Origin of the sequence: Mesorhizobium sp. M7A.F.Ca.CA.001.08.2.1 (assembly GCF_003998455.1) — a bacterium.
In the GTDB taxonomy this organism is placed as follows: Bacteria; Pseudomonadota; Alphaproteobacteria; order Rhizobiales; family Rhizobiaceae; genus Mesorhizobium; species Mesorhizobium ciceri.
The window spans coordinates 1-25,574 of sequence record NZ_RZPW01000012.1 but is presented as its reverse complement, the minus strand read 5'-3'; the positions used below and the strand labels follow the sequence as shown (position 1 = coordinate 25,574).

The following is a 25,574-nucleotide window of genomic DNA, read 5'->3' as shown; positions in this document are numbered from 1 at the left end:
CTTTTCGAGATACTGAGCCTGATGGTTTTCAGTCCGTCCATGGCTCACAAGCCGGGCCAGGGAGCCATATAACCAACATTACAATCAGCATCGAGCCTCAGAGTCCCTCTGGGGGGGGTGGTTCAATGGCTGATACGCGTATCATAACACTGCCCGCGGCGACGTTGATCATGGCTTCGGAAACGCCGATGCGTCGTTCGCAGTCGCGCACGAGGTGGCGCGCAAATGATCCTCAACGCTTATCCGCAACCGCTGGCCACGGATCAAGCATCTTTTCGCCGACGGGACCTATGCGTAGGCAATTGCTGGACAAGGCCGTTTTCCTCGATTCCTCGATTTCGTCATCGAAGTGGTGCGCCGTATCGATACCGAGGCCGGCTTCAAGGTGCTGCTCAGGCATGGGTTGTCGAAAGAACGGTTGGCTGGATCATAAGCCGGGCTCGATGCCTGCCGAGCGCCGGTATTGTCGTCAGCCAGACCGTCAAGGCAGATGCGCAGGGCGCCACGCGTGGCGTTGATGCCACCAAGTAGAAGATTGGGCGCAAGCTTGAGATTGACCATCAGCAGCCGCTCATCAGTGTCTCGATGTGGCGGGTACGTCCTTCATGTCCGCAGGCACGATTTTCTCGGACCACTTGATACCATTAGAATGACTCGGCCGATCGGCTATCGTTCTCCTCACTGGAGAGCATGAGGAATGGTGGCGCGGGTGACGGGGCCTGCTTTTTCGGCTATGTTTTGCGCCATAATTCCGTAGCCCAGCCAACTGTACTTATACGAAACGCCACCCGCCATCGACGAGGAGCGTTTGCCCCGTGACGAACGCTGCGTCGTCCGAAGCGAGGAAGGCGAGCGGCCCCATGAGATCGGCAGGCTCCCCTGTGCGCTTAATCGCCTGCTGCTCGACCGTCTGGTCAAACCATCGGGTTTCGAGGCCGGCCTCAGTGGTCCCGGTGCGCACCAGACCCGGCGCAATGGCATTGGCGGTTATTCCGAACTGGCCGACCTCAGACGCAAGAGACCGCACGAAGCCGATAAGTCCCGCCTTGCTTGCCGAGTAGTGGCAGTAGCCGGGGATGCCGGAATGGAAGACCGTGGACGACATGGCGATGATGCGCCCCCAGGCCTTCGACTTCATGTTCGGCAAGAAGGCCTTGGTAAGGTGAAACATGGAGTCGAGGTTGATAGTCAGGACTTTTCGCCACTCATCAAACGCAATCTCCTCGATGGGCGTATTCGGATAGATACCGGCATTGTGGACAAGGACGTCGCAGCCGCCGAATCTTTCGTCCACCTTTTCCCGCAGCCGCGCGACGTCCTCGGATGACGATAGATCGCAGTGTTGGGCGAAGGCTTTGCCGCCCGCGCGCTCCACATCAAAAATAGTCTCATCTGCTGCGGCAATATCGGCAATCAGAATATTCGCACCTTCACAGGCCAGCCGTTCGCAACACGCTCGCCCGATGCCATTTGCACCTCCCGTTACGACGGCCGTCTTGCCCGCCAGTCTACGTTGCATGGGTCTTCTCCGACTTCTTGCTGATGGTGCGCGTCGGCAAAGCCGGCGGGTCGCCGTGTTTAGCTGTTAGTCAAACACCGGAATCATCGTGGACGCAGTTATTCGAGATCCATACTGTTCCATGCCTTCCAGACTTTGGTGCGATCACGTTAACTACGTCGTGTGATTTCGCCCCTCTGCCTTAGATCCAATGGCGAACTGCCTCCGTTCCATCGGACACACCGACCGGGACCATGGAGGCTTGAGGATATCTTCAAGCACATGGCTCTTGCGGCCGACATTTAACGCATCGAGCCCACAACGATGCGCATAACCTTCCGCGCTTCGATAACGAGACGCGATCCGAGAGGAACGACAGTGGTGGAAAGACCTGCGTCAACAATGAGCGGACCATCCAGCTCGTCCCCTTGGTACAGGTCTTCGCTGTTGAAGATCCGCGTTTTCAGCCACTTGCCGCCGAACATCACATCGCGTTCGGCGAATTTCAGTTCGGTCGTTCGCGTGCTGGATGTGTCCGGGGCAACGCCATTTCCCATAGGAGCGGTCGCTACCAAGCGCAATGCGACGATCTCTATCGGTGTATCAGGATGGGAATGACCGTAACGCTGGTTATAGGTTTGATGGAAAATCTCGGAAATTTCGTGAACGGACGTCCTGTTTTGCGGGAGTTCCACGGTGACAGTATATTCCTGCCCGTCATATCGCAGATCGAGAAGGTACTGGTAGCGTATCTCGGCCTTTCCGCCTGTTTCAGCGTCCAAATGAGCTTTTGCTAACTCTGATTGTTTCTCAAATCTACGAGAAATCTCGCATTCCTCAACGTCCTTTATAAATTTGTTGAATGGAATCGCAATATCGTGGCGCATGGGGGAATGCAGCATCCCCCATGCGGAGAATACGCCCGCGTGGGGGGGCACTACGACCTCAGTTATTTCCAACGCTTCTGCGAGAAAGGCGGCGTGCATAGCGCCGGCGCCACCAAAGGCGACGATAGAGAAATCCCGCGGTTCGATACCCTGTTCGACGGTAATCCTGCGGATGGCATCGGCCATTTTGGCATTCGTGATGTCCAGTATGCCTTCTGCAAGTGTTTCTGTATTTATTCCAAGCAATTTTGCTACCCTCGTTAGCGCGGCCTCCGCCTTTGCACGGTCGATCCGAACTGTTCCGCCCAGCTCTGCTCGTGGCAAGAAGCGATTCAAAAACACTTGTGCGTCGGTAACCGTGGGTGCTGTGCCGCCCTTCCCGTAACATGCCGGCCCCGGTTCGGCTCCTGCACTCTCAGGACCCACGCGAAGGCCGCCCGCTTCGATATAGGCAATAGAACCGGCGCCAGCACCAATCGATTCAATTTCAACAACGGGCATGATAATGTCCATGCCAGAGAGCGTCGTCTGATTTACAACCCGCGGCTTGCCGTCAACGATGAGACTGACATCGAAGCTGGTCCCTCCGACGTCGGCGCATATGACATTGTCGGTGCGGAAGAGCTTTGTCATTTCCGCCGCTCCTATAATGCCGCCGACCGGGCCAGAAAAGAGGGTTTGAATAGGCTGTTTACTCGCTTGTTTGACAGACATCAAGCCGCCGCTAGACCGCGTTACATAAAGCGGTACTGTAAGTCCTCTTTCTTTAAGGCGCGATTCTACGACCCCAAGATATTGCCGAACTAGGGGGCTGATATAGGCATCCGCCACGGTCGATGCCGCTCGCTCCGCCTCGCGCCACTCGCGTGCGACTTCGTGTGAAAGTGACACGGAAATTCCTGGAACGTTCCGCTCCAGAAATTCGCGAGCGGCAATCTCGTGGTTGGGATTTTTGTAACTGAACAGGAAGCAGACTGCCACCGATTCGATCCCGTTCAGCCTAGCGTGTTCGGCCGCGGCTTGCAGGTCGCCCAGATTTATTTCCGCTATTTCGTTGCCTTCGTAGTCAAGGCGACCCCCTATCTCCAATGTATCCCGCCGGCGCACGAACTCTTCGGGACGCTGGAACTTGTTGTTGTACATTTCCCTTCGCGGTCGCGATCCCCGCATGATGAAGAAGGTGTCGCGAGCGCCGGCGGTCGCCAAGAGCATAATCCTGCCGCCAGAGTGAGATAGCAGCGCGTTCAATCCTTGCGTCGTCCCGTGTACCGCAAACTCGACCTCGGCGAAATCGTCGATGACCTGGCCGAAAGCGCGCAATATACCGTCCGATAGATCATTTGGCGTGGTCGGATATTTCGCCGCAAGTAATTCACCTGTGGTCGTATTTTGAACGACCACATCCGTAAAAGTGCCGCCTATGTCGGCGGCTATCCTGTGCCGGTTTTTTTCTACATTGGTGCTGATATTGGCCATTTATCTTGCCTCGTATTACTTGCGACCGGTGAGCGTATTTGCAATCACCGCTAGAATGATGATGGTTCCGGTTACTATCTCCCGGAGATATGGTTCGAGGTTCATAATGTTGAAGGCGTTGTTTATGATCGCCAACAGAAACACGCCCACGACCGTGCGCCAAATGGCGCCCGCACCGCCGCCAATCGAGGTCCCTCCGAGAACAACCGCGGCGATAGCCTGCAGCTCGATCCCGGAACCGCTGTTGGGTATGCCGGTGGACACCTTCGATGATAGGAGGATGCCAGCAAGAGCAGCCGCAAATCCAGTAATCGCAAAAGTTGATCCCTTGATGGTTTTGGTTCGGATACCCGAAAGAAGCGCCGCTTCCTCGTTTCCACCGACAGCAAATATGTATCGGCCATACTGGGTGCGATGAAGCACAAGCATGGAGATTAGCACGAACAGGATGAAAGCAATGCTGGGATAAGTGATCCCGTAAACGGTACCTCGTCCAAGCGTAGAATAGGAATTTTCCGTTACGTTGATCAGGTATCCGCCGGACATGGCAATGCCGCAACCCCGAATTACGATGCTGGAAGCCAAGGTGATCAGGAACGAATTCAACTGAAGCCTGGCAATAAGGATTCCGTTGGCTAAACCGATCAACGTGCCAATCACTACACCCGACATCAAACCGACTGTCGGCGCCGATGCATTGGAAACAAGTGCCGCCGCAATTCCGCTAACTGCGAACGTCGCTGACACGGATAGGTCAAAGCCGCGACCGATGATCACGTACGTCATGCCAGACGCAATGATTCCGATCCCGGCGTTCTGGTCCAGCAGATTGCGCAAGTTCCTGAATGTTAGGAATGCAGGCTCCACAACCGCAAGGACGATGATCGCAAGTACCAAGGCGATGAGGATGGCGTAATCCTTCAAGAGGCTCAGCCCATAGTTCTTGAACCGCACCAGTCTCTCCAATCTATCGGTCGCAGCGATTGCAGAAATCTTTCTCACTCCTGTTTGAATGGAGATCGCTTTCGCATACGCCAAGGCAATCGCGCAGGATTGCTCCGATCTCGATTTCTTCGGCGGGTTTTTCGCCAACAATGCTTCCTTCACGCATGATGTACATCCGGTGGCACAAGCCAACCAGCTCCTCGGTCTCAGACGAAACGATCAGAATAGCCATCCCACGCCCTGCCAATTCGGCGATCAGATTGTAGATTTCGGATTTTGCGCCGATGTCCACGCCGCGGGTCGGCTCGTCAAGCAGCATAACCGTCGGGTTGCCGGCCAACCATTTTGCGAACAGCACCTTTTGCTGGTTGCCGCCCGAAAGAGAGGAAACCAAAGCGTCCGTAGATTCGCATTTGATGTTCAGGCGGTCGGCCCACTTACCTATCTCTTCCCCCTCCTTCCCGCGGTTTATTATTCCGAATGGGCGAAGCTCACCAAAATTTATGAGCGAGATGTTCTCCGCGATCGAATGTTCAAGAAACAATCCCTGCTCACGCCGGCTTTCCGGCACCATGGCCAAGCCATTGCGCCTTGCCGTGATCGGCGTAGGGCGGCCAACTGGATACCCGTCGATTGCAACCACGCCACCTTGAAATTCGTCGGCACCAAAGATGGACCGCAACACCTCAGAGCGGCCGCTGCCGACAAGTCCTGCTATTCCGACTATCTCTCCCGCCTTAACCTGGATGTTGATGTTCTCGAATTTGCGCCGTCTTGTCAGCCCACTGGTAGTTAACTTGACGGCGCTAGTTGGCGGCGGGGCCTTCTTGCGCGGAAAGACATCGGAGAGCTCGCGGCCCAGCATTGCGGCCGCCAGTGACGCGTGTGTTTCATCTTTAGCCGGTCCCGTCTGAACGTGCTTGCCGTTTCGAAGGACAGTTACAGCATCGCAGCTTGAGAGTATGTGGTCGAGGAAGTGGGACACATATATAAAAGTCGTCCCGCGATCCTTTGCCAACCTTTTGACGACTTGGTGCAAGTGTTCAGTTTCGGTAGGGGTAAGTGAAGATGTAGGCTCGTCCAGCACGATCAGTCGAGCATTTCGAGAAAGCGCCTTGAGTATCTCCACTTGCTGCTGATCAGCGATACTTAACGAGCCGACCCTGGCTCTTCCGTCGAGCTCGAATCCAAGTTCGTCACGTAGTCGGTTGAATTCCCAGAGGCTCCCCCGGGTTCGTAGAAATCCAAGTGTCGCGTTCTCGCGCCCCAGACAGATATTTTCTGCGACTGTGAGGTTCTGACAGAGAACAAGTTCCTGTTGGACGACAGCGATACCGCGCTCAATCGCTTCACGTGGTGACGAGACCAGCGTGTCGTCACCATCGTAGATCACGCGTCCATCGCTAACCTGAAGAATCCCGCCGACCATCTTTCCTAGCGTCGACTTGCCCGCGCCATTCTCTCCGACGAGACCGTGAATGCTTCCGCTGCAGACTTCAAACGAGACATTCTGAAGCGCGATGGCGCCCGCAAAATGTTTACTGACATTGTCAACAACGACCTGCATTGTATACCTCTAGCCATCCCACTTCGATGACCAGTCCGGATGGGCATTGAGATTTGTCTTCGTGGCGATTGCCGCACCTACGGGCGAACGCGTTTCCAGATCGATAATCGGTTCAAACTCTTGACCGCGCATGGCCGCTATGATGTTTTTGCCGCCGAGATAACCTTCCATGTATGGCAGCTCCACATAGGTACCATACCAGCGTCCTTGGCGGATTGCCGCTACCGCTGTTTGCGTAGCGCCTAGGCCTATAAGTTGAACGCCCTCACCGCCGACATTCATGCCTGCACCCGTCAAGGCAACCTCCGCGCCCGCAGCCGCCTGATCAGCGAAAGAGGTGATAACGTCCAGGTCCGGATTCGACTGCAAAACGTCCTGCGTCACCTTGAGCCCAAGTTCTCTGCCCCACAGCGTATCTTGGGTGGAGACGAGCTTAATCGACGGATACTCCGCAATATGTCTATTGAATGCCTCGATCTTGGGCACGTCCTGGGCTGCTGACCGGCTGCCGACCAGCAGCGCGACCTTGCACGGATCCCTGCCCTGACAGGCTTCCACAGTTGCTTCCGCCAGCCGAAGACCAATGCTGCCTACATTATAGCCAACGAATGTCGTCATCCCATTGACCTGGAACTTGTCGGTTGTCGTTGGATCGGGTCCTAGCGGATATTCGAGCGAACCGAACTTGATGCCTGCTTTGATTGCCTCCTCGGCGGCAGGGACCGCCGAAGAATAACCCATCGGCAGGATCAGCATCCCGTTGAATCGTCCAGAAGCGACCGCGTCCTGGATTTGGTTGAACTGCCTGTCTGCATCAAAAGCACCGTCGAACAATTCAATTTCAACGTCGCCAGCTTCTTCCGCCGCCTCCTTTAGACCCTCTAGGCTAGCTAGTGTGAAGGCGTTGTCGGCAGCGAAGCCGAACAACGCAATGCGGATGGGATCGGCAGCATATGCTGGCCCGGACAAGACCACTGCGACACCTGCCAAGGCTGCTATCTTATAGGTCAGATTCACTCGACTTCTCCTCCCTCACAAAGGGCGCCCTAAAGATAGCAGGGTCCCGAATGCCCGCTAATATCAAAGTTTCGGCGGCTATGTTGGAATTGGTATGAGCCATGTCGCCTCAAGTCTGGTTTCTTGCACACCGGATAGAACACTGAGCAGCCCCATGCGATGCGGCCACTCAGTGTCGTGGCAGTGAGCCAGATCGAGCTGATCGGACACGAAGCGACGTGCTTGTCCATACGCGATTAGGGAAGCCAGGAATGATACGTGTGGGAATAGATGTCGGAGGAACCTTCACCGATTTCGTGTTGATAGACACGAAATCGGGAGAGGTCATGTACTTCAAAGAGCCCTCAACACCGCACGATCCGTCAGAAGCTATTGAAACCGGTTTGGCCAGCGCGCTGGCCAAATATGATCTGAAACCCGAGGAAATCGAATTCGTCGGTCACGGAACAACCGTCGGCACGAACATGGTCATCGAGCTTCGCGGCGCGAAGACTGGCCTGATAACGACTAAAGGATTTCGTGACATCCTGGAAATCGGCCGACAGATGCGCCCAGACGTATATAACTACCGCGTAATCAAGCCGATACCCCTGGCAAGGCGACAGTACCGGATCGAAGTCTCCGAACGTGTCGATGCTCGCGGAAACGTGCTGGTGGAACTCGACGAGGCCGAACTCCGACACGGGGTGGAATACCTAGCCCGCGAGGGCGTGGAAGCCGTGGCTATCTGCTTCCTGCACAGCTACTTGTACCCGGAACACGAACTGCGCTCAGAAAGCATCGTGCGGGAATTGATGCCGGGTGCGTTTGTTAGCCGATCAAGCGACGTCTTGCCTGAATTTCGTGAGTATGAGCGATTTTCAACAACGACAGCCAATGCGTATTTGGGACCGAAATTCGAGAACTACCTTGCTCGGTTGGTCGAGAGGCTGACGAAGTTGGGCATATCGGCAAAACCCTACACGATCCATTCAAATGGCGGGCTGATGTCAATAGATACGGTTCGCCGTTACCCCGTTCGAACCTGTCTATCGGGTCCTGCTGCCGGGGTAATTGGTTCTGCGGTCATCGCAGCGCAGGCCGGGTATAAAAATGCGATTACTTTTGACGTTGGCGGCACAAGCACGGATGTATCGCTTATCAGTGATGGAACGCCGCATTTTACTACAAGTCGCGAAGTGGCGTCATATCCTATTAAGACGCCGATGGTGGATATCCACGTAATTGGCGCCGGCGGCGGCTCAATTGCCTATATCGATAGTGCCGGTGCCTTGCATGTGGGGCCACGGAGCGCAGGCGCTGTGCCAGGGCCGGTCGCGTATATGCGAGGCGGCGTCGAACCCACGTTAACCGACGCTAATGTTGTCCTGGGTCGCCTTAACCCTGTCGCGATATTGAACGGGACAATGCCCATCGACCTCGATGGCGCGCGCAGGGTTGTCGAGGAAAAGATTGCCATTCCGTTGGGAATGAGTGTGGAACAGGCAGCCTATGGGATTATACGGATTGCCGTCTCGAACATGGCTCGCGCCATCCGCTCGGTGACAACGCAACGCGGCGTTGATCCGCGCAAATATGCATTCATAGCCTATGGTGGCGCTGGGCCATTGCATGGTGTTGAGACGGCGATCGAATGCGGACTGTCCAGGGTTGTGGCTCCGAGGGAGCCTGGAACGATGTGCGCGCGTGGTATCCTTGTTTCCGATATCAGCCTCGATTTCGTTCAGAGCAAAATTCGCCCCTTCATTTTCGAATGCTGGTCGAGCATCACGTCGGAAATGGAAGTTTTGCGCGGTGAAGCCGAGCGCTGGCTGGCTAGCGAGGATGTGCCCCCATCCCAACGACAATATGAGAATGTACTGGAGGCACGGTACTTTGGACAGAACCACGAGGTGCAAATTCCACTCCCGAATCCGCCGCCAGATGCCGAAACCTTCTTGTGGGAATTCGAGCATGCGCACCGCAAGGAATACGGCTATTCGCTCCCCGACCGTCAGATCGAGATAGTAAACTTCCGGGTCCGCGGCTCGGCGCCATCTTTGGGAACGGCCAGCCACTGCCAGCAGCCGAACGGCAAGCTTGAAGCGGCCATCATAGGGCGGCGCGAATTCTTCGTCGACCCGGATGTAAAATGGGTGGATGCTGTCGTTTACGCACGCGACAGGATTCCGGTTTCGACGCGGATCACCGGTCCCGCGATTGTCGAGGACATGAGTTCGACCTGCGTGATCTTTCCCAACCAGGTCGCCTTTGTGGATGCTCCGGGGAACCTGATCATTGAACTGAACAAAAAGAGCGGGCAATAAGCAGATGACGAAGAAAGATAGCGGCAGCGCACCGGTCTCCGATCCGATTGCGATGGAAGTTTACAACAACCGCTTGATGACGATTGTCGAGGGAATGTTACATATCCTCGTGCGTTCATCCTTCTCCACGAATGTAAAGGAACGGCGCGACTGTTCTGTAGGATTGTTCGACGCCACCGGCCGGGTTCTCGCCCAGACAGTCCACACTCCTCTGCACTTGGGCTCCACAGTCGGCGCGGTTTCCCATTTATTGAAGGAGTTTTCGCCGGAGCAAATCAGCGAAGGCGACGCCTTCATGTGTAACGATCCTTATATTGCCGGGGGTACCCACCTCCCCGACATCACTGTGGTCTCGCCGGTCTTCTACAATGGCAAGCTGTCGTTCTTTCTCGCAAATATCGCCCACCATTCGGATGTCGGCGGCGTGGTTCCGGGGTCCATTTCGGGTACCGCCGAAACAATATTTGCAGAAGGAATTCGTATCCCGATTGTCCGACTGCGGCACACAGGCAAGGTGCAGAATGACATCGTTCGTCTCGTCACCCTGAATACACGTGATCCCAAGGAACGCGAGCTCGATCTGGGGGTGCAACTCGCAACGAATGACCGCGGGATCGTCATGGCTCAGGAACTTCTCGATCAAATCGGAGATCATCGCCTTACGGCAGCAATAGCGGATATGATCGCCTATACGCGGCAGCGCCTCCTCAATCAGCTCGAAGCGTTCACTTCGAAAGAGGCCAGTTATGAGGCATTTCTCGACGACGATGGTATAGGCGATGATCCGGTCAGGATCGCCGTGCGGATATCCGCATCAGGCGGCAAATTACTATTCGACTTTTCAGGCACCGGTCCGCAAGCCGCGGGTGCAATGAACGTACCGTTCAATGCCCTGCAGGCGACGGTAGTGTATTGCGTCAAAATGATGATCGATCCGGGGTTGATGCCTAATCATGGCATTTTCGACTGCATCGAGATTCAGACGCCCGGCCGGTCGATCGTCAGTCCCGCACATCCCGCAGCGGTCGGCGCGCGATCGATCACAGCAAACAAGGTCGCGCGCGCGGTCATTGGAGCGCTTGCGCAAATGCTGCCGCAGGAGCGCGGTATAGCGTCGGGCCAGGACATTGTGCCCGGTATCTGCTTTGCAGGAAAACGAAACAATGGCGACGATTATGTCTACATGGAAACTATCGGCGGAGGATCTGGAGGGACAGCAGAAGTCGATGGCATGGACGGCGTGCAGGTTCACATCACCAATACTTCCAATCTGCCGGTGGAAGCCCTTGAGCACGAATACAATCTCCTCGTTGATGAATATGCGCTGGTGGAGGACAGCTGTGGCGCGGGCAGGTACCGAGGGGGTCTCGGCATCGCGCGGCAGATTGCCGCCACAGAAGATGACGTCATCTTCTCGGTGCGTTCAGACGGCCATATTTACCCGCCTCCCGGGCTACGCGGTGGCCAGGATGGGCGTTGTGCGAAAATACTATTCAATTCTGGTTCCGCCGAAGAACGTGAACTCGATTCGAAGACTACGAATTTTGTCCTTAATTCCGGTGACAGTATAAGAATCGAAACGCCGGGCGGCGGAGGATATGGTCCTGTCAGTGAAAGAAGCGATAAGCAGGTTGTCGACGATATCGAAAATAGCAAGACATCGCTCGCATTCGCAAGAAAAACTTACGGCACATCACGGGTAGAGCAGATTCTCGAAAAAGGGGAGCAGTCAGCCTTTGACGCAATCAAGGCGGCTGAATGAACTTTCTATGAACTCACCCAGAAGAACTTTTGATGTTATTGTTGCCGGTGGCGGTCTGGTGGGGATTTCCATTTCCCTTGGGCTGAGACTGAGTGGCCTTGATGTGCTCGTGCTTGATGGCTGCGATGACGACAATCGTGCCGCACGCGGCAATTTCGGCCTTATTTGGATCCAGACCAAGGGCCACTCGTTCCGACCTTATGCGCAGCTTTCACGCAAAGCGGCAAAGATGTGGCCGGCCTTTAGTTCGCAGTTGAAAGAATTGAGCGGAATAGATGTCGGCCTGGAGGACAATGGGGCCTTCTATCTCTGTATGTCCGAGGCGGAATGGAAAGATCGTGCGGAATTGATGAGAAAACAATTCGACAATGATCTTCCCATAGCTGCCGCGTATGAGATGATGGAGCGCGGCGAACTGGACAAGCATATTCCCGGTCTTGGAAATTCAGTGGTCGGTGGCTGTTACGGTCGCCTGGACGGCGCGGTGAACCCCTTGAAGTTCTTCCGGGCGCTACATTCGGCATTTCGCGCAATTGGTGGCGAATACCGCGCATCCAGCGCTGTCACGGAGATCCGGCCAGCAGGGTCCGATTTCCAGGTAACAGCTGGGAACTCGACATATAGCTGCGCCAAATTGGTGCTGGCCGCAGGACTTGGCAACAACCAGCTGGCACCGATGGTCGACGTCGCAATGGATATACGACCCGTCAGGGGGCAGGTTCTGGCTACGAACAAACTGCCGAAGTCGCTGCGTTATCCAACCCACACAATCAGGCAGATGAGTGAAGGCGCCTTCATTATCGGCGATTCTCGCGAAGAGGTGGGACTCGATGACGGAACCACGCCGGAGGTCATGTCAGCCATTGCAAGGAAAGCCATAGCGTGTTTTCCCAATCTGGCCGATACCCAGCTTTTGCGCGCCTGGGGCGGGCTGCGAACCTTCACAAAGGATGGAATACCGCTCTACCTGCGCTCCAACTCCTATCCCAATGCATATGCGGTGAATGTTCATAGCGGAGTTACGCTGGCTCCCGTGCATGCGCAGGACCTGGCGTCGGCCATTGAAGAAGGAGACTTGGAGGCTCGAATTCCGGACTTTTCAAGGAAGAGGTCATGAATTTCCGCCCTATATTTGAGGAAGAGGCCGTCCCGCGGACAATCATCCTGGTCAACGGCGTGCCGGTAACCGCCAGAGTTGGCCAAACGCTTGCACTGGCGCTGCTGGAAAACGGCCTCGACCATTTCAATGTCAACCCGGTATCGGGAAAACCGCGTCTCCCCTATTGCATGATGGGCGCCTGTTTTGAGTGCCGGATCATTGTCAACGGGGTGGCTGACGTTCTGGCCTGCAGGGCTGAAGTTCGTGATGGCATGGTCATCGAAACGCAGGACAATTGCCGTGAAAAAATATGATCTGGTCGTCATCGGCGCCGGTCCCGCCGGATTGGCCGGCGCGTTACAGGCGCACGAACTAGGCCTATCTGTCGTAATTTTGGACGACGGGAAACGGGCCGGCGGACAGATTTACCGCAATCTCGAGAACCTGACTGACAAGATGCGGTCGATCTTGGGGAAAAGCTATCTCAATGGCGAAAGTTTGCTGGGAAACGCCCAGCACATGGGCCTTGATATCAGGGCCGAAGCGGTGGTCTGGCATATCTCGGCGGCGAAGATAGTATACTTCGTGCATAAAGACCAAGTGGTGGCCATCGAAGCTAAAGCCATAATGCTTGCCACGGGCGCGCTTGAGCGGCCTTTTCCGATTCCCGGGTGGACCTTGCCAGGCGTGATGACCGCTGGCGCTGCACAAATAGCAATGAAATCCGGCTCGGCCATTCCTGCAGGACGGATTGTACTGGCGGGGTGCGGCCCGCTTTTGTATCTCGTTGCGGGCCAGTTGGCGCAAGCTGGGGCCGATGTCCAAGCTGTGCTCGACACTACCCCAAGCGGAAACTACTGGCGCGCTATTTGCCATAGCAAGCTTGGGTCTACGAGCCTTAGCCAGCTCTTCGACGGTATTCGGATGATCCGAACTATGTCTGCCTATGGCATCCGCCGGATACTTCAGGTGGAAGACATCAGAATTCTCGGTGAAAACCGTGCGGAAGCTGTCGAATATTCTACTCCCCGCGAGTCCGGAACTATCGAAGCCGATTGCACTCTTCTCCATCAAGGGGTAGTCCCCAACATACAGCTATACAGACATTTGGGTTGTGAGATCAGATGGGACGATTCACAACTCTGCTTCCATCCTGTGATCGATGGTAATTGGCAGACGAGCGTGCCTGGCATATTCGCGGTCGGCGACAATGCACGCATAATGGGAGCAAAGGCAGCGGAATATTCGGCGCGTTTGGCGGCATTTCACATCGCAGAAAACAAGAAGCGGATTATCGATCCGAAAAGCAGGAATTCCATCCAACGAAAATTCCGCCAACTTACTGAATTACGCAAATTTATTGATACGCTGTATCGACCACCATCACAGTTCCGAATTCCGCCTCAGGAAGACACCGTGATATGCCGCTGCGAGGAAATTACCGCCGGCGAGATCACCGATTTGGCAGCCGCTGGCTGTGTAGGGCCGAACCAGGCCAAATTTTTCACCCGATGTGGCATGGGTCCTTGTCAGGGGCGCAATTGCGGGCTCACTGTCACCGAATTGTTCGCGCACGTGACAGGAAAGTCGCCGGACGAGGTGGGATACTACACTATCCGTTCTCCGATACGGCCTCTAGCATTGGCAGCCCTCGCCGGCGTCGAAACGAGTGGCCTCGCGGCGGATATCGAGTTTTCCTGACGGACCGTTTGAATCGTAAGCTCTCAAAAAGCTGCAATCCGTTGTCAGACAAGGGGATTCCATGAAGAAGTCGAGGCTGTCTGGGGCGCTGACCGCCTTGGTCCTGCACCAACCGTGTGGTATTAGGCCAGAAATAGTCGGCGTTCGCTCGGCAGCGGTTGATGAAATTTAATCAAATTGAGGCCTATCGCGCTGTCATGCTTGCTGGGAGCGTGAGTGACGCAGCTCATTTCCTGAACGTTTCCCAGCCTGGTATCAGCCGCCTGATCAAGGATCTCGAACGCTCGATTGGATTTGACCTGTTCGACCGAATTCCGGGAAGGATCGTACCAACTCCCGAAGGTGAGGCTTTCTTCAAATATGTCCAGCGGACTTATTCGGGCATTCGATATCTCGAAGGCGCAGCAAAGGACATCGCCAATCTCAAGCATGACCGGCTCCGCATTGCTTCATTTCCTGCCGCATCGCTTGAAGTGGTGCCGAGGTCCATTGTGAGATTGAATGCAGCTTACCCGGACCTTAAGATAAGACTTGAAGTACGCAGCTCCCTTAGGATTCTGGATCTGGTTTCCAGTCGGCAAGTCGATGTCGGCATTGCGGCATTTCCGGTTAATTATCCGGGTGTCATTCTCGAACGTGTGTACGAACCTTCTTGCAAGTGTGTTCTGCCGGCGGGACATCCCAAAAGCGGTCTGAGTAGAATCTCACTCGAGGACCTGAAGAATGAGACGAATATCGGGATCTCGGAAGACCTTACAATCGGAAAGGCGTTGCTTGTGGCCGGGATTGAATCAAACGTGAAGATCGACAACCTGATCGAGACGACTTCCGGGTACACGATTTGCAAAATGGTTGAAATGGGACTGGGTGTCGGTCTGGTCGACCCGCTTGCCGCGTCCTTGTTCCGAGAGAGTAGTATCGTGGCCGTTGAATTCAAACCGGATGTCAAATTCGGATTTGCGATTGTCCTATCTGAACACGCAATTCGATCACGATCCGTCGATAAATTCATCAAGATTCTGAATGACACCATTAAGCGGTCGATATATCCGGCGGAGTTTGAGCCTCCTGAAAGACCTGACACTTAGATCCGCGATCGCGCCTCTGCCTCAGCCCGTATATTCAAGACACATCTGCGTTTGTTCGTAAGACATGCTCATGGGTCAGGCGCAAGATCGCTTAGATACCCCTCACGCTCGTTCGCTCGGCTTCCGTCTCGGCATGGCCCCTCTCAAGGTCGTCGTGAGAGGCCAAACTGCCAGAACGGCGCAGCCAAGAACCGACCGCTAAATCCGCTTCCGAAACTGTCCGGGATTTAGCGGAATCGCTGTCCCGCGAATTACTGAAATCACTGTCCGGGATTTAGCGAAACACGCAGACAATGTCGAGGTGCCTCCCGGCGAGGAGCCATCACGCGCACAGCGGCTGAGGCAGACCACACCCTGCCATCACTTCGAACCGATTGGTGCGTGGGGCGAATTGACTAGACGTCATGTTCCGAGGGTCTGAGATCGGTGGCCCGCCTTTTCGTGCGATTAACAGACGAGGGTTGCTTCTCTATTCGGCGTGTTGAAGTCAAGCGCTTTTCGAGCCTTCCGCTTAGCAGCTTCGCCGGCCTTGCGCATCTTTCGCGGGGTCTTGCTTCTCCGGGCGGCTCGATCGACCGCGAGCAAGGCATTTCGAAGGCGGGCAAGCCGAGACTGCGTACGATGTTGATCCAATGGCAAACACGGCTTGATCGTAAGCGGGTAGCTGATGCCGGCTATCGCGGCCATAACGCACCGCAGAGCCACAAGCTCAGGGTCTTCACCAGCGGCCAGAAACGCCGCGTCAACCCAGCCATCAAGCGCCAGATGCGCCGCCGCTCCGCCATCCAGCAGGGCGATGCCCTCAACGCCATCCTGGCTGCCGCCGGCTAACTTCTCCCTCCTGCTCAACGATCGTGTCCCAGGGAGTGGTGTAGCTGACGGCTTGGTCGCCGCGCTCTCCGGCATGAGGCCGGGCTGATCAGCGTGCGACGGCTGGCAGGCTGATGAGAGGATCATCGCTCATTTGGCTGATGGTTTCCAGCGTCATGTATCTGGCGCGTTGCACGGCCCATTCGTCGTTCTGTTCGAGCAGGATCGCGCCAACCAGGCGGACGATGGCGTGATCATTTGGGAAGATGCCGACGACCTCGGTGCGCCGCGTGATCTCGCCGTTGAGGCGCTGGATCGGGTTGGTCGAGTGCAGCTTGGCGCGGTGCTCCTTGGGGAAAGTCATGTAGGCAAGCACGTCGGGCTCGGCGTCGTCCATGATTGTCGCCAGCTTCGGCACTTTCGGCCGGATCTGGTCGGCGACGGCGCGCCATTGCGTGCTTGCGGCCTCGGGCGCGCGTTTCCTGGGCGAAGGCGGTGGCGATGAAAGCGGAGACGACGCGGCGCCCGCTCTTGCCGGCATGGGCCAAGACGTTGCGCATGAAGTGGACGCGGCACCTCTGCCATGTCGCGCACAGCACCTTGGTGACGGCCGCCTTGATGCCTTCATGGGCATCGGAGACGACGAGCTTGACGCCGCGCAGGCCGCGGCGGGTCAGCTTGCGCAGGAACTCCGTCCAGATCGGCTCGGCCTCAGAGGTGCCGACCTCCATGCCCAGCACCTCGCGCCGGCCGTCCGCGTTGACGCCCAGAGCGATAATGACGGCGACCGAGACGATGCGGCCGCCGCGGCGCACCTTCAGGTAGGTGGCGTCGATCCACAGATATGGCCAGTCGTCCTCGATGGGTCTTTCAAGAAACGCTTTGACCTTGCCGTCGATCTCTTCGCACAGCCGGCTGACCTGGCTTTGGAGATGCCGCTCATGCCCATGGCCTTGACCAGGTCGTCGACCGAGCGGGTTGAGATACCCTGACGTAGGCCTCCTGGATGACGGCGGTCAGCGCCTTCTCGGCCATGCGGCGTGGCTCGAGGAAACCGGGGAAATAGGAGCCCTTCCTGAGCTTGGGGATGCGCAGCTCGACGGTGCCGGCGCGCGTCTCCCAGTCGCGCTCGCGATAGCCGTTGCGCTGGGCCGTGCGCAACGGGTTCTTCTCGCCATAGGCGGCGCCGGCAGCGGCCCCAACCTCCAGCTCCATCAGCCGCTCGGCGGCAAAGCCAATCATCTCACGCAAGAGATCGGAATCTGGGGTCTTCTCCACGAGCGCGCGCAGGTTCATCATCTCGTCGGTCATCGATGGTTCCTTCGAATCAGGTTGGTGTCAGCAACCCGACCTTACCGGCGAACTGTCGATGACCACCGCAAAGCCGCTCGCTCGCTACAGCGCTATCGAAGGCGCGCTCGCGAGCGGCTTCGCTACCGCCGAGCTACACCACCTGTGGGGACGCGACCAGAGCCGTCCATGGAGAAGGTTAGCACAGTCGGTTTGGATATCGCCAAGCACGTCTTTCAGATTCAGGTGTAGACGCGTTGGGCGTGGCGTCCTCCGCCGAAAGCTGCGTCGTGACGATGCCGCTGATTTCTTCAAGGTGTTGCCGCCGTGCCTGATCGGAATCGAGGCGTGCGCGACCGCACACCACTGGGCTCGGGTCCTTATGGCGCTGGGTCACGAGGTTCGGCTCATTCCCGCGTCGTACGTCAAGCCCTATGTGAAGAGGCAGAAGAATGACGCGACGGATGCCGAGGCGATCTGCGAAGCGGTTATGCGACCGACGATGCGCTTCGTTCCGGTGAAGAGCCAGGAGCAGCAGAGTGTGCTGATGCTGCATCGGGTCCGTGAGCTTCTGATCCGTCAGCGGACCATGCTGGTGAATGCCCTCGGTGGCCACCTGGCGGAGTTCGGAATCGTAACTCGCCAAGGCATTGCCGGTGTCGGCACGCTGATCGCACTCGTCACGAGTGAAGATTCTGATCTGCTTCCACCGCTTGCACAGGCCGCACTTCGTCCCATAGTCGGCCAGTTGCGGGAGGTGCACGAGAAGGTCAGCGAGATGGACCGCCAGATTCATACTTGGCATCGCTCAATGAACTGAGCCGTCGGCTCGAGACAATTCCTGGAATAGGTCCAATCACTGCAAGCGCGGTCGCTGCGACCGTAGCGGACGCGACGCTCTTCAAATCCGGCCGGCAGTTGGCGGCCTGGATAGGCTTGGTGCCGCGGCAAAACTCATCGGGTGGTAAAGACCGCCTCGGCAGGATCAGCAAGCAGGGCGATCCATATCTCCGTCGTCTACTCGTGGTCGGTGCCCATGCCGTGCTCTGATTCAGCGTCATTCCGGTCCGTCTTCACCGTCATCGCGCCCAGAGCCGCTTTGACATGTCGACTCTCGAAACACACGACAGGGAAGCCCTCGTCGACCAGGTGTCCGCCGATCCACTCCGATGTCGCACCGGCTTCCAAGCCAACGCGAACTAGATCGTCCCGCCATCGCTGAAGTGCAGCCGTCACAGCATCCGGGTCACCGAGCACCTTTCCCTGCCACAGCATCTCGCCGGTCTCGGCGATAACGCAAATAGCTACAGCGTCGAGTGAAATATCCAGTCCTGCATAAACGCTCATGCCGATCTCCTCTTGCCAGGTCGGCTCTGAGCATCAGACAAACGTCATGATCCGAAAAGGGGCCAGGCGTTCAGCGGGCTGAACCGAATACCCCATCTCTTCCGTAAACCGCTTTCTCTTCATCAGTCCGTCCTTCAATCGAGGCCGGACTCTAATCTCAGATGGAGGAAATTACCCGTGGCAGGTCACCGCACCTGGAAGGATCTGAAACTCGCGCTAAAGGAGGAAAACGACTGGTTGAAGAGCCTCATTGCAGAACGTCTGCACAAGGAGAACGTGAACTTAAGAAAAAGCTTTGGTTGGACTAATGCAGTAGAAGCGTGCCTGGGGCGTGTCAAAATCGGTCACGCGGCAGCCCGCAACTCGCCGGGCGGGGGAACGCTACGGCATTAATCTCAGGGCCGCTTAGATTGTAGAGGGGGGCCGGAGAAGGATGGCTTCCTTTTTCGGACATTTTTTCAAAAACGGCCGGACTATCGCACGCGCACAATGGCTGGCGATCCAAAAATCCGTGTCTTAATCGAGCATGTCTTAGCCAATCGGCAACCCCAAATGCCCCTGTTCGTGCGGGCCATCGGCGTCGCGCCATCCACGAAAGTTGGCATGGCCATTCCCGGCATATCAGGCACGCTGGGCCCTTAAACATCGCTCCCCGCTAATTCATGGAGACACTCCGTGCCCCACACCTGGCAAGCAAAACGTTGCAACAAATCCTTCAACTAAATTTGCAGAACCTTTGCGACTGCAAATCGCTGACGATGCTACCTTCACCGCAATTCGGAGTTCAGGCGCAGATCGAAAGCCGACGCCTGTTTGCCGCAGTACTCAACGGAGGTCAACGTCAATGGTAAGAAGAGCGCTCATCCTGGTTGAAGGTGGTCCATGGGGTTGTGGTCTGCTATACGTCCAAGCGGCCCAGCGTCTTGGCCTTCGTCCAATTATCCTGTCGGCCGATCCAGCGTCCAGTCAGTACGACAATTTTGCGGCAGAAAAGACTGAGACAATTCGTGTCGATACAGATGATCTCGATGCGCTCATCCGGGAATGTTCCCGATTACGTGCAATCCATGAGATTGCTGGCATTACCAGCCAGGAAGAGGAGGTTTATGCGACAGTAGGCAAGCTTTGCCAGTATTTCGAACTGCCGGGACCGAACCCTGCATCCATTGAACGATGCTGCGATAAATTCACTCAACGTGAACTCCTCGCGGAGGCCGGCGTTCCAGTACCTGTTTTTCGCGTAGCAGCGAGTGCGACAGAGGCAGAGAGAGCTGCCGCGGAGATCGGGCTGCCGGTGATACTCAAGCCAACCGTGGGCGGCGGCAGTAGCGGTGTCCGTTTGTGCCGCAATGTCGATGAATTGACCGAACATGCAAAGTATCTGTTGGACGGGAAGCACATACGGCTGCCTTCGCCAGCGCAACGCAAATGGCAGTCCTCGCCCAGGGTACTGGTCGAAGAATTCGCGGAAGGCACCTATTATGCCGCTGAGATAATGGGAAATGAGCTTATTGGGATTGGCACCGGCGACTTCGGCCGCCCACCCCATTTCGTCTATCGCGGGTTCACCTTTCCGGCCGTACTGACTGATGACGAGCGTAAGCGTATCGCCGACGTTTCGTTGAGTTGTTTGCAAGCTCTCGGCCTTGGCTGGGGGCCAACGAATGTTGAACTCCGGTGGACGAAGCGTGGGCCAGTTGTCATCGAAGTCAATTGGCGTCTTGCTGGTACGCCCACTCCTCAACTGGTTAACGCGGCTTGGGGTGTCGATCTCGTCACCGAGCACATCAAACTTGCCATCGGCGACGAATGCGATTCGCGCAGAAGGCATTCGCACACTGCGGCCGCGAGGTTCCTGGTTGCTAATCGCGATGGCACCCTCGATTGGATCGACGGCAACAGTCAAGCGGCTGCTGTATCAGGGGTAGCCGAGGTCAAATTCTATGCTGCACTCAAGACGCCGATCGTCAGGAAAGGTGACTGGCGAGACTGCATCGGACATGTCATCGCCGCTTCACCCGACCTTGCCCAGACCGAGGAGATCCTTCAGCGTGCCATCGACTTGATCAATTGGTCGATCACGCCATTTCCGACCCTTGGCGACTAGGATCTGCGGCTGTTACATCCAACCGGCGCGTGAGGCGCAAGGTAAGAGCTGACCGTCGCCTAACATTGGTGCAAGTGAGAGCGCGAGAGAGACCTTCGGCGCGCAAGACGTCTGAATCCGAGAGGCCAAATTGAGGCATGTGGCATGGGTCCCCAAAGATTCATCCTAGCACCAACGACGGGAGTTTTTATGAAACGCGCCCGGCGAACAGCTCGGTGATATTTTGGTTCGTCTTGCGCTCCTCGCTCGAGAACTCAGTACTTTCTGCCTGTAGGGAATTTCTTCCTAGCTGCTGCGAGGGGGGACTCGTCGCGAACACCGCTCGGTCCCCGGAAGCTCCCAAACACGTTCAGTTGGACCAAAACAGGAGACCAGCCATGATCTCACTGAATATCAACGGGCGAGAGCACGAGGTTGACGTTGACCCCGAAACCCCGATCCTTTGGGTCCTGCGTGACTCGCTCGGAATGAGCGGCACCAAGTTCGGCTGCGGCGCAGCGCTCTGCGGCGCTTGTACGGTGCATCTGGATGGCGAGGCCATCCGTTCGTGCAGCACGCCGATTTCCGCCGTTGAAAGCGGCAAAATCACCACGATTGAAAAGGCAACCGATGGCACTGACCGTGTCGGCGCGGCTGTCCACGCTGCATGGATCAGGCACGACGTGGCGCAATGCGGCTACTGTCAGAGCGGCCAGATCATGAGCGCGACGGCCTTGCTCGCCTCGCTGTCACCTGGCGCGCAGCCGACCCCCGAAGAGATCGACTCCGCCATGGCCGGAAACATCTGCCGTTGTGGAACCTATGCTCGTATTCGCGCCGCTGTAGCCGACGCCGCAAGCACTCTCGTCTGAAGGAGACACATATGTTCCCCAACATGGATCACAGAGAACTGCCGCGTGCGCTGCAGCACATGCTGGAGCGGGGTCGATCCACCGCTGCTCAAGCGCTGCCGCGCCGCAGCTTTCTAAAGTTGACTGGAGCCCTCGGGCTGACAATCGGCGTTTTTCCGCACCTCGCCGCGGCGCAGTCCACCGATGCGGCTGAGACGGCCAGCAGCCTCAAACTTACGGAACAGCCGGCTGCCTTTGTGCAGATCGCGCCCAATGGCGAGGTCACCATAACAGTCAATCGGCTGGAGTTTGGCCAAGGCGTACACACCGCATTGCCCATGATCCTGGCCGAAGAGCTCGATGCCGACTGGACCCTGGTGCGCAGCCGGCTTGGCACCAACGACCCGGCCTATGCTGATCCTCTCTTTGGCATTCACCTCACGGGAGGGTCCAACACAATCAAGGACAGCTTTACGCAGTATCGCGAGCTCGGCGCCCGGGCGCGGGCCATGCTGCTTGGCGCTGCGGCAGCGCGTTGGAACGTGGATGTGTCCACATTGCGTACTGAGGTCGGCGTGGTTCTAGGCCCCGAGGGCGGTAAGCTGGGTTATGGCGAACTGGCCGATGCGGCCATGGAACAGCCCGTGCCGGGGCAGGTGACACTGAAGGATCCGAAGAAGTTCCGCATCATCGGCCACCCCACCGGGCGGCTTGACGCGCGCGCCAAAAGCAGCGGACAACAGGATTTCGGGATCGATTTCCGGCTGCCGGGGCAGCTGACCGCCGTGGTCGCCCGTCCACCGGTCTTCGGCGCCCGCATCGCCTCTTTCGATGACAGCACCGCGCGCACGGTCAAGGGTGTGAAGGCAGTCCTGCGCGTGCCGCTGGATCGCGGAGCAGAGGGTGTGGCGGTAGTGGCCGACGGGTATTGGCAGGCGTCTCAGGGCCGCGATGCCCTTAAGGTGGAGTGGGACACATCGGCTGTCGAAAAGGTCGACAGCGAACAGCAACTCGCGCAGTACCGTGAGATGGCCATTCGCCCCGGCCCGCGCCAGTTCGATTCCGACATGGCGCCATTGGAAACGGCGCCCATGAATCTAGAAGCTGAGTTCGTGTTCCCGTATCTCGCCCACGCGGCGATGGAACCGCTGAACTGCACGGTTCGGCTTTCCGACGATCGCGCCGAGATCTGGATGGGGAGCCAAAGTGCCGGGCTCGATGCCGGCGCTGCCGCAACCGCGCTCGGCCTCAAGCCGGAACAGGTCGTGGTTAACGTGCAGATGTCGGGCGGCGGCTTCGGCCGGCGCTTTTCCAGCACCTACGACACCGTGATCGAGGCCTGCGAAATAGCCAAGGCCGCCAAGGCAGCGGGACTGAACGCGCCGGTGCGCACGCTCTGGAGCCGCGAGGATGATATGAGGGGCGGCTACTACCGTCCTATGCATCTGCACCGCGCCCGGATCGGCTTTGACAAAGAAGGCAATGTGCTGGCCTGGGATCACAGCATCGTCGGCCAGTCTATACTTACGGGAACCGTGTTCGAGCAGTTTATGGTGAAGAACGGCATCGATGCCTCCATGACCGAGGGCATGCGGGCCCCCTATCCGCTTCCAATGCGCCTGACAGTGCATCATCCTGATGTAAACGTGCCCGTTCTGTGGTGGCGTAGCGTTGGCTCCACCCATACCGCTTTCGTGATGGAGACCTTGCTCGACGAGATAGCGCGTGCAACCGACCAAGACCCTGTGGCCTACCGCATGCGGCTCTTCGGTGATCAGCACACCCGCCACCGTGACGCATTGCAACTGGCCGTGGACAAGAGCGGGTACGGCAAGACGCAACTGCCCAAGGAGCGAGCTTGGGGGGTGGCCGTGCACGAGTCCTTCAGTTCGGTGGTGGCCTACGTAGTCGAAGCCTCTGTTGCCGACGGACAGCCGAAGCTGCATCGGGTCACGGCCGGCGTTCACTGCAATCTGGCCGTCAATCCTCGGACTGTGGAAACGCAAATACAGGGCGCGGCGATCATGGGCTTATCGATGTGTCTCGCAGGCTCAGCAATAACGCTTAAAGACGGCGTAGTCGAGCAGAGCAACTTCAGTGACTATACGGTTGCGCGAATCACGGACGTGCCAGAATTCGACATCCACATCGTGCCTAGCGCCGAACCGCCCACGGGCATGGGTGAACCCGGCTTGCCGCCGTTGGCGCCGGCATTTGCCAATGCCATCGCACGGCTCGCCGGAAAACCGCTGTGTCAATTGCCCTTTTAATCTCATTGTAATCAGCGCTTCGTCTTTTTGCTGCCAAAATGTGAGTATGCCGCGGTCTCTTCGGCCGTCGTGACCGGATGTAGGCTGCTACCGCGAAGATCCAAGCGGGTGCGCGGAGATTGAATAGGTCAAGCATGCCCTTAAAGCCTACTTGATGCCGATTGCGCTATACCAAGAGGCAAGCGGCGCAGCACGCGCCTGAGCCGAACGACGACCAGGACGGACTGGCCGGCGCGATCCGGACAGAGGCGAGGTGCACAATTAGACGATGACCGCGGGACAAATCCCGAGGCGAGAGAGGCCGGCGCGACAATGCGCTTACAGCGCGTCAGATTCATCAGCCCCTCGCATAGCGAATTCCAGAGGCCAGCGGTCTTAGACCGCGCTGAAAGGCCGGACATATGACCGCACCTATCCCCGCTGGATGAATGTCTGAAAAAGGGCTTACCCGCGTGGCCGTTCCACGTATGTCGCGCTATAACATCGCCTCATTGGCATTAACGACGTGGTGCTGAGCATGGTATCCGATGTTGCGACCCGAAGTTTCATCACATCCAGCGCTTTTCGACAGACTGGCTTCGCCGGCCCCACAGTGCGCAAGGTAACGAGCGCTATGTTGGCGCTGGAGCTCCTAAACAGCACTATATTAATCGCGCAGCTCCCGGGTAGGTTCGACGGCGCTGCTCGGCTGGCACTGGCCGGTCATAGGCCTGATCTTTGCTTGCGGCTCTCTGATCTATCTTGCGTTTTCGATTTCGCTGTCGCTCAGCTATGTCGCGCCGGCGGCCAGCCTTGCCAACAGATGGGACACGAGGCTCGGCGGCGCGCTTGCGGCGCCGGGACCCGCGAAGACGAGCCGGCTTGCAAATATCATGACCAAATGGCGGCACCGCGCGCGCCGGAGTTGGGTGCGCGGAACGATCATCGACTCTACCCAAGGCGTAACTTTGGTTGCGCTCAGGGTGGCGGTGGTCGGATATGCCCTGCTGTGGTCGCATGGACAGGCAACGCCGGGCGAGATAGCATATGTTCTCACGTCCTTCATCGTCCTGCAGGGCTATCTGCGTGATGCCGGCATGCATGTCCGCAACGTGCAGCACTCGGTTAATGATATGGAAGAACTGGTGGCCATCCACAATCAGCAGGTGGATGTTGCCGATCGTCCAGAGGCCAAGCCGATCCGGATCACGAACGGCCGTATCGATTTCGAGAACGTCCACTTCCGCTACGCCAACCATCCCCTGCCGCTCTATAGCGAATGTTCGCTGTCGATTGAAGCTGGCGAAAGGGTTGGGTTGGTTGGACCCTCCGGTTCCGGCAAGACAACATTCGTGAAGCTGATCCAGAGACTCTACGACCTGAGCGGCCGCCGGATCCTGATAGACGGTCAGGACGTCTCCGAGGTGACCCAAGAGTCCCTTCGTTCGCAGATCGCGATCGTGCAGCAGGAGCCGATCCTGTTTCACAGGTCGCTTGCCGAGAACATCGCCTATGGCCGGCCTGGCGCGAGCCAGGCCGAGATCGAGCAAGCGGCACGACTGGCAAGTGCCCACGAATTCATCGCGCCCCTGCCG

17 protein-coding genes and 4 pseudogenes are annotated in these 25,574 nt (G+C 57.2%); 13 read left to right on the top strand and 8 right to left on the bottom strand.

Annotated features, from left to right (window positions below; translation table 11 throughout):
• Positions 1 to 288 precede the first annotated feature (288 nt).
• The 6 genes from EN914_RS40100 to EN914_RS01745 all read right to left on the bottom strand — a co-directional run bounded on the left by EN914_RS40100 (position 289) and on the right by EN914_RS01745 (position 7,390).
• Positions 289 to 561, bottom strand: a complete 273-nt coding sequence (locus tag EN914_RS40100) for a hypothetical protein (RefSeq protein WP_127223492.1) — start codon at positions 559 to 561, stop codon at positions 289 to 291.
• A 211-nt stretch (positions 562 to 772) separates the two neighbouring features.
• Positions 773 to 1,519, bottom strand: coding sequence for an SDR family NAD(P)-dependent oxidoreductase (locus EN914_RS01765; protein ID WP_024505740.1), 747 nt, complete (start codon positions 1,517 to 1,519; stop codon positions 773 to 775).
• Between the two features lie 281 nt (positions 1,520 to 1,800).
• Positions 1,801 to 3,861, bottom strand: a complete 2,061-nt coding sequence (locus tag EN914_RS01760) for a hydantoinase/oxoprolinase family protein (protein WP_024505741.1) — start codon at positions 3,859 to 3,861, stop codon at positions 1,801 to 1,803.
• Between the two features lie 15 nt (positions 3,862 to 3,876).
• A complete protein-coding gene (locus EN914_RS01755) occupies positions 3,877 to 4,815 on the bottom strand; it encodes an ABC transporter permease (RefSeq protein WP_164752792.1) in 939 nt (312 codons plus the stop codon).
• A 13-nt stretch (positions 4,816 to 4,828) separates the two neighbouring features.
• Positions 4,829 to 6,373, bottom strand: a complete 1,545-nt coding sequence (locus tag EN914_RS01750) for a sugar ABC transporter ATP-binding protein (RefSeq protein WP_024505743.1) — start codon at positions 6,371 to 6,373, stop codon at positions 4,829 to 4,831.
• A 9-nt stretch (positions 6,374 to 6,382) separates the two neighbouring features.
• Positions 6,383 to 7,390, bottom strand: a complete 1,008-nt coding sequence (locus EN914_RS01745; protein ID WP_024505744.1) for a sugar ABC transporter substrate-binding protein — start codon at positions 7,388 to 7,390, stop codon at positions 6,383 to 6,385.
• A 251-nt stretch (positions 7,391 to 7,641) separates the two neighbouring features.
• On the opposite strand from EN914_RS01745, the gene EN914_RS01740 reads away from it, so the two are divergent.
• The 7 genes and pseudogenes from EN914_RS01740 to EN914_RS01710 all read left to right on the top strand — a co-directional run.
• Positions 7,642 to 9,696, top strand: coding sequence for a hydantoinase/oxoprolinase family protein (locus EN914_RS01740; RefSeq protein ID WP_024505745.1), 2,055 nt, complete (start codon positions 7,642 to 7,644; stop codon positions 9,694 to 9,696).
• A gap of 4 nt (positions 9,697 to 9,700) precedes the next feature.
• On the top strand, positions 9,701 to 11,458 hold the full coding sequence (locus EN914_RS01735) for a hydantoinase B/oxoprolinase family protein (protein ID WP_024505746.1): 1,758 nt from the start codon (positions 9,701 to 9,703) through the stop codon (positions 11,456 to 11,458).
• 7 nt (positions 11,459 to 11,465) lie between these two features.
• A complete protein-coding gene (locus EN914_RS01730; RefSeq protein WP_032899824.1) occupies positions 11,466 to 12,575 on the top strand; it encodes an FAD-binding oxidoreductase in 1,110 nt (369 codons plus the stop codon).
• Positions 12,572 to 12,871, top strand: a complete 300-nt coding sequence (locus tag EN914_RS01725; RefSeq protein WP_032899825.1) for a (2Fe-2S)-binding protein — start codon at positions 12,572 to 12,574, stop codon at positions 12,869 to 12,871. Before EN914_RS01730 ends, EN914_RS01725 begins: the two co-directional genes overlap by 4 nt.
• The gene (locus EN914_RS01720; protein ID WP_050580559.1) at positions 12,858 to 14,258 is read left to right on the top strand and encodes an NAD(P)/FAD-dependent oxidoreductase; all 1,401 of its coding nucleotides are present in this window, start codon (positions 12,858 to 12,860) and stop codon (positions 14,256 to 14,258) included. The genes EN914_RS01725 and EN914_RS01720 overlap by 14 nt, the downstream gene beginning before the upstream one ends.
• Positions 14,259 to 14,419: 161 nt before the next feature.
• A complete protein-coding gene (locus EN914_RS01715; RefSeq protein ID WP_024505749.1) occupies positions 14,420 to 15,346 on the top strand; it encodes a LysR family transcriptional regulator in 927 nt (308 codons plus the stop codon).
• 660 nt (positions 15,347 to 16,006) lie between these two features.
• Positions 16,007 to 16,193 (top strand): annotated as a pseudogene (locus EN914_RS01710) (IS5/IS1182 family transposase); the annotation flags it as partial.
• 72 nt (positions 16,194 to 16,265) lie between these two features.
• Here the strand turns inward: EN914_RS01710 and EN914_RS01705 are convergent.
• A pseudogene (locus EN914_RS01705) lies at positions 16,266 to 17,467 on the bottom strand (IS256 family transposase).
• Positions 17,468 to 17,635: 168 nt separating this feature from the next.
• On the opposite strand from EN914_RS01705, the pseudogene EN914_RS01700 reads away from it, so the two are divergent.
• Positions 17,636 to 18,493 (top strand): annotated as a pseudogene (locus EN914_RS01700) (IS110 family transposase); the annotation flags it as partial.
• On the opposite strand, the gene EN914_RS01695 reads toward EN914_RS01700, so the two are convergent.
• On the bottom strand, positions 18,464 to 18,793 hold the full coding sequence (locus EN914_RS01695; protein WP_024505817.1) for a transposase: 330 nt from the start codon (positions 18,791 to 18,793) through the stop codon (positions 18,464 to 18,466). The pseudogene EN914_RS01700 and the gene EN914_RS01695 overlap by 30 nt on opposite strands.
• A 177-nt stretch (positions 18,794 to 18,970) precedes the next feature.
• On the opposite strand from EN914_RS01695, the gene EN914_RS01690 reads away from it, so the two are divergent.
• The 5 genes and pseudogenes from EN914_RS01690 to EN914_RS01670 form a co-directional block, all read left to right on the top strand.
• On the top strand, positions 18,971 to 19,186 hold the full coding sequence (locus EN914_RS01690; protein ID WP_127218768.1) for a hypothetical protein: 216 nt from the start codon (positions 18,971 to 18,973) through the stop codon (positions 19,184 to 19,186).
• 451 nt (positions 19,187 to 19,637) lie between these two features.
• The gene (locus EN914_RS01685; protein WP_024505816.1) at positions 19,638 to 20,900 is read left to right on the top strand and encodes an acetyl-CoA carboxylase biotin carboxylase subunit family protein; all 1,263 of its coding nucleotides are present in this window, start codon (positions 19,638 to 19,640) and stop codon (positions 20,898 to 20,900) included.
• Positions 20,901 to 21,277: 377 nt separating this feature from the next.
• Complete coding sequence (locus EN914_RS01680; protein ID WP_024505815.1) at positions 21,278 to 21,751, top strand: (2Fe-2S)-binding protein; 474 nt, start codon at positions 21,278 to 21,280, stop codon at positions 21,749 to 21,751.
• 11 nt (positions 21,752 to 21,762) lie between these two features.
• Positions 21,763 to 24,000: a xanthine dehydrogenase family protein molybdopterin-binding subunit gene (locus EN914_RS01675; RefSeq protein ID WP_024505814.1), complete on the top strand. Its 2,238-nt coding sequence runs from the start codon at positions 21,763 to 21,765 to the stop codon at positions 23,998 to 24,000.
• Positions 24,001 to 24,490: 490 nt separating this feature from the next.
• Positions 24,491 to 25,574 (top strand): annotated as a pseudogene (locus EN914_RS01670) (ATP-binding cassette domain-containing protein); the annotation flags it as partial.

What these genes read in the sequence shown, in the direction of transcription:
- EN914_RS40100 (WP_127223492.1), bottom strand. Translation starts at nt 561, where the DNA reads ATGGTCAATCTCAAGCTTGCGCCCAATCTTCTACTTGGTGGCATCAAC.
- EN914_RS01765 (WP_024505740.1), bottom strand. Translation starts at nt 1,519, where the DNA reads ATGCAACGTAGACTGGCGGGCAAGACGGCCGTCGTAACGGGAGGTGCA.
- EN914_RS01760 (WP_024505741.1), bottom strand. Translation starts at nt 3,861, where the DNA reads ATGGCCAATATCAGCACCAATGTAGAAAAAAACCGGCACAGGATAGCC.
- EN914_RS01750 (WP_024505743.1), bottom strand. Translation starts at nt 6,373, where the DNA reads ATGCAGGTCGTTGTTGACAATGTCAGTAAACATTTTGCGGGCGCCATC.
- EN914_RS01740 (WP_024505745.1), top strand. Translation starts at nt 7,642, where the DNA reads ATGATACGTGTGGGAATAGATGTCGGAGGAACCTTCACCGATTTCGTG.
- EN914_RS01735 (WP_024505746.1), top strand. Translation starts at nt 9,701, where the DNA reads ATGACGAAGAAAGATAGCGGCAGCGCACCGGTCTCCGATCCGATTGCG.
- EN914_RS01730 (WP_032899824.1), top strand. Translation starts at nt 11,466, where the DNA reads ATGAACTCACCCAGAAGAACTTTTGATGTTATTGTTGCCGGTGGCGGT.
- EN914_RS01725 (WP_032899825.1), top strand. Translation starts at nt 12,572, where the DNA reads ATGAATTTCCGCCCTATATTTGAGGAAGAGGCCGTCCCGCGGACAATC.
- EN914_RS01715 (WP_024505749.1), top strand. Translation starts at nt 14,420, where the DNA reads ATGAAATTTAATCAAATTGAGGCCTATCGCGCTGTCATGCTTGCTGGG.
- EN914_RS01695 (WP_024505817.1), bottom strand. Translation starts at nt 18,793, where the DNA reads ATGAGCGTTTATGCAGGACTGGATATTTCACTCGACGCTGTAGCTATT.
- EN914_RS01685 (WP_024505816.1), top strand. Translation starts at nt 19,638, where the DNA reads ATGGTAAGAAGAGCGCTCATCCTGGTTGAAGGTGGTCCATGGGGTTGT.
- EN914_RS01680 (WP_024505815.1), top strand. Translation starts at nt 21,278, where the DNA reads ATGATCTCACTGAATATCAACGGGCGAGAGCACGAGGTTGACGTTGAC.
- EN914_RS01675 (WP_024505814.1), top strand. Translation starts at nt 21,763, where the DNA reads ATGTTCCCCAACATGGATCACAGAGAACTGCCGCGTGCGCTGCAGCAC.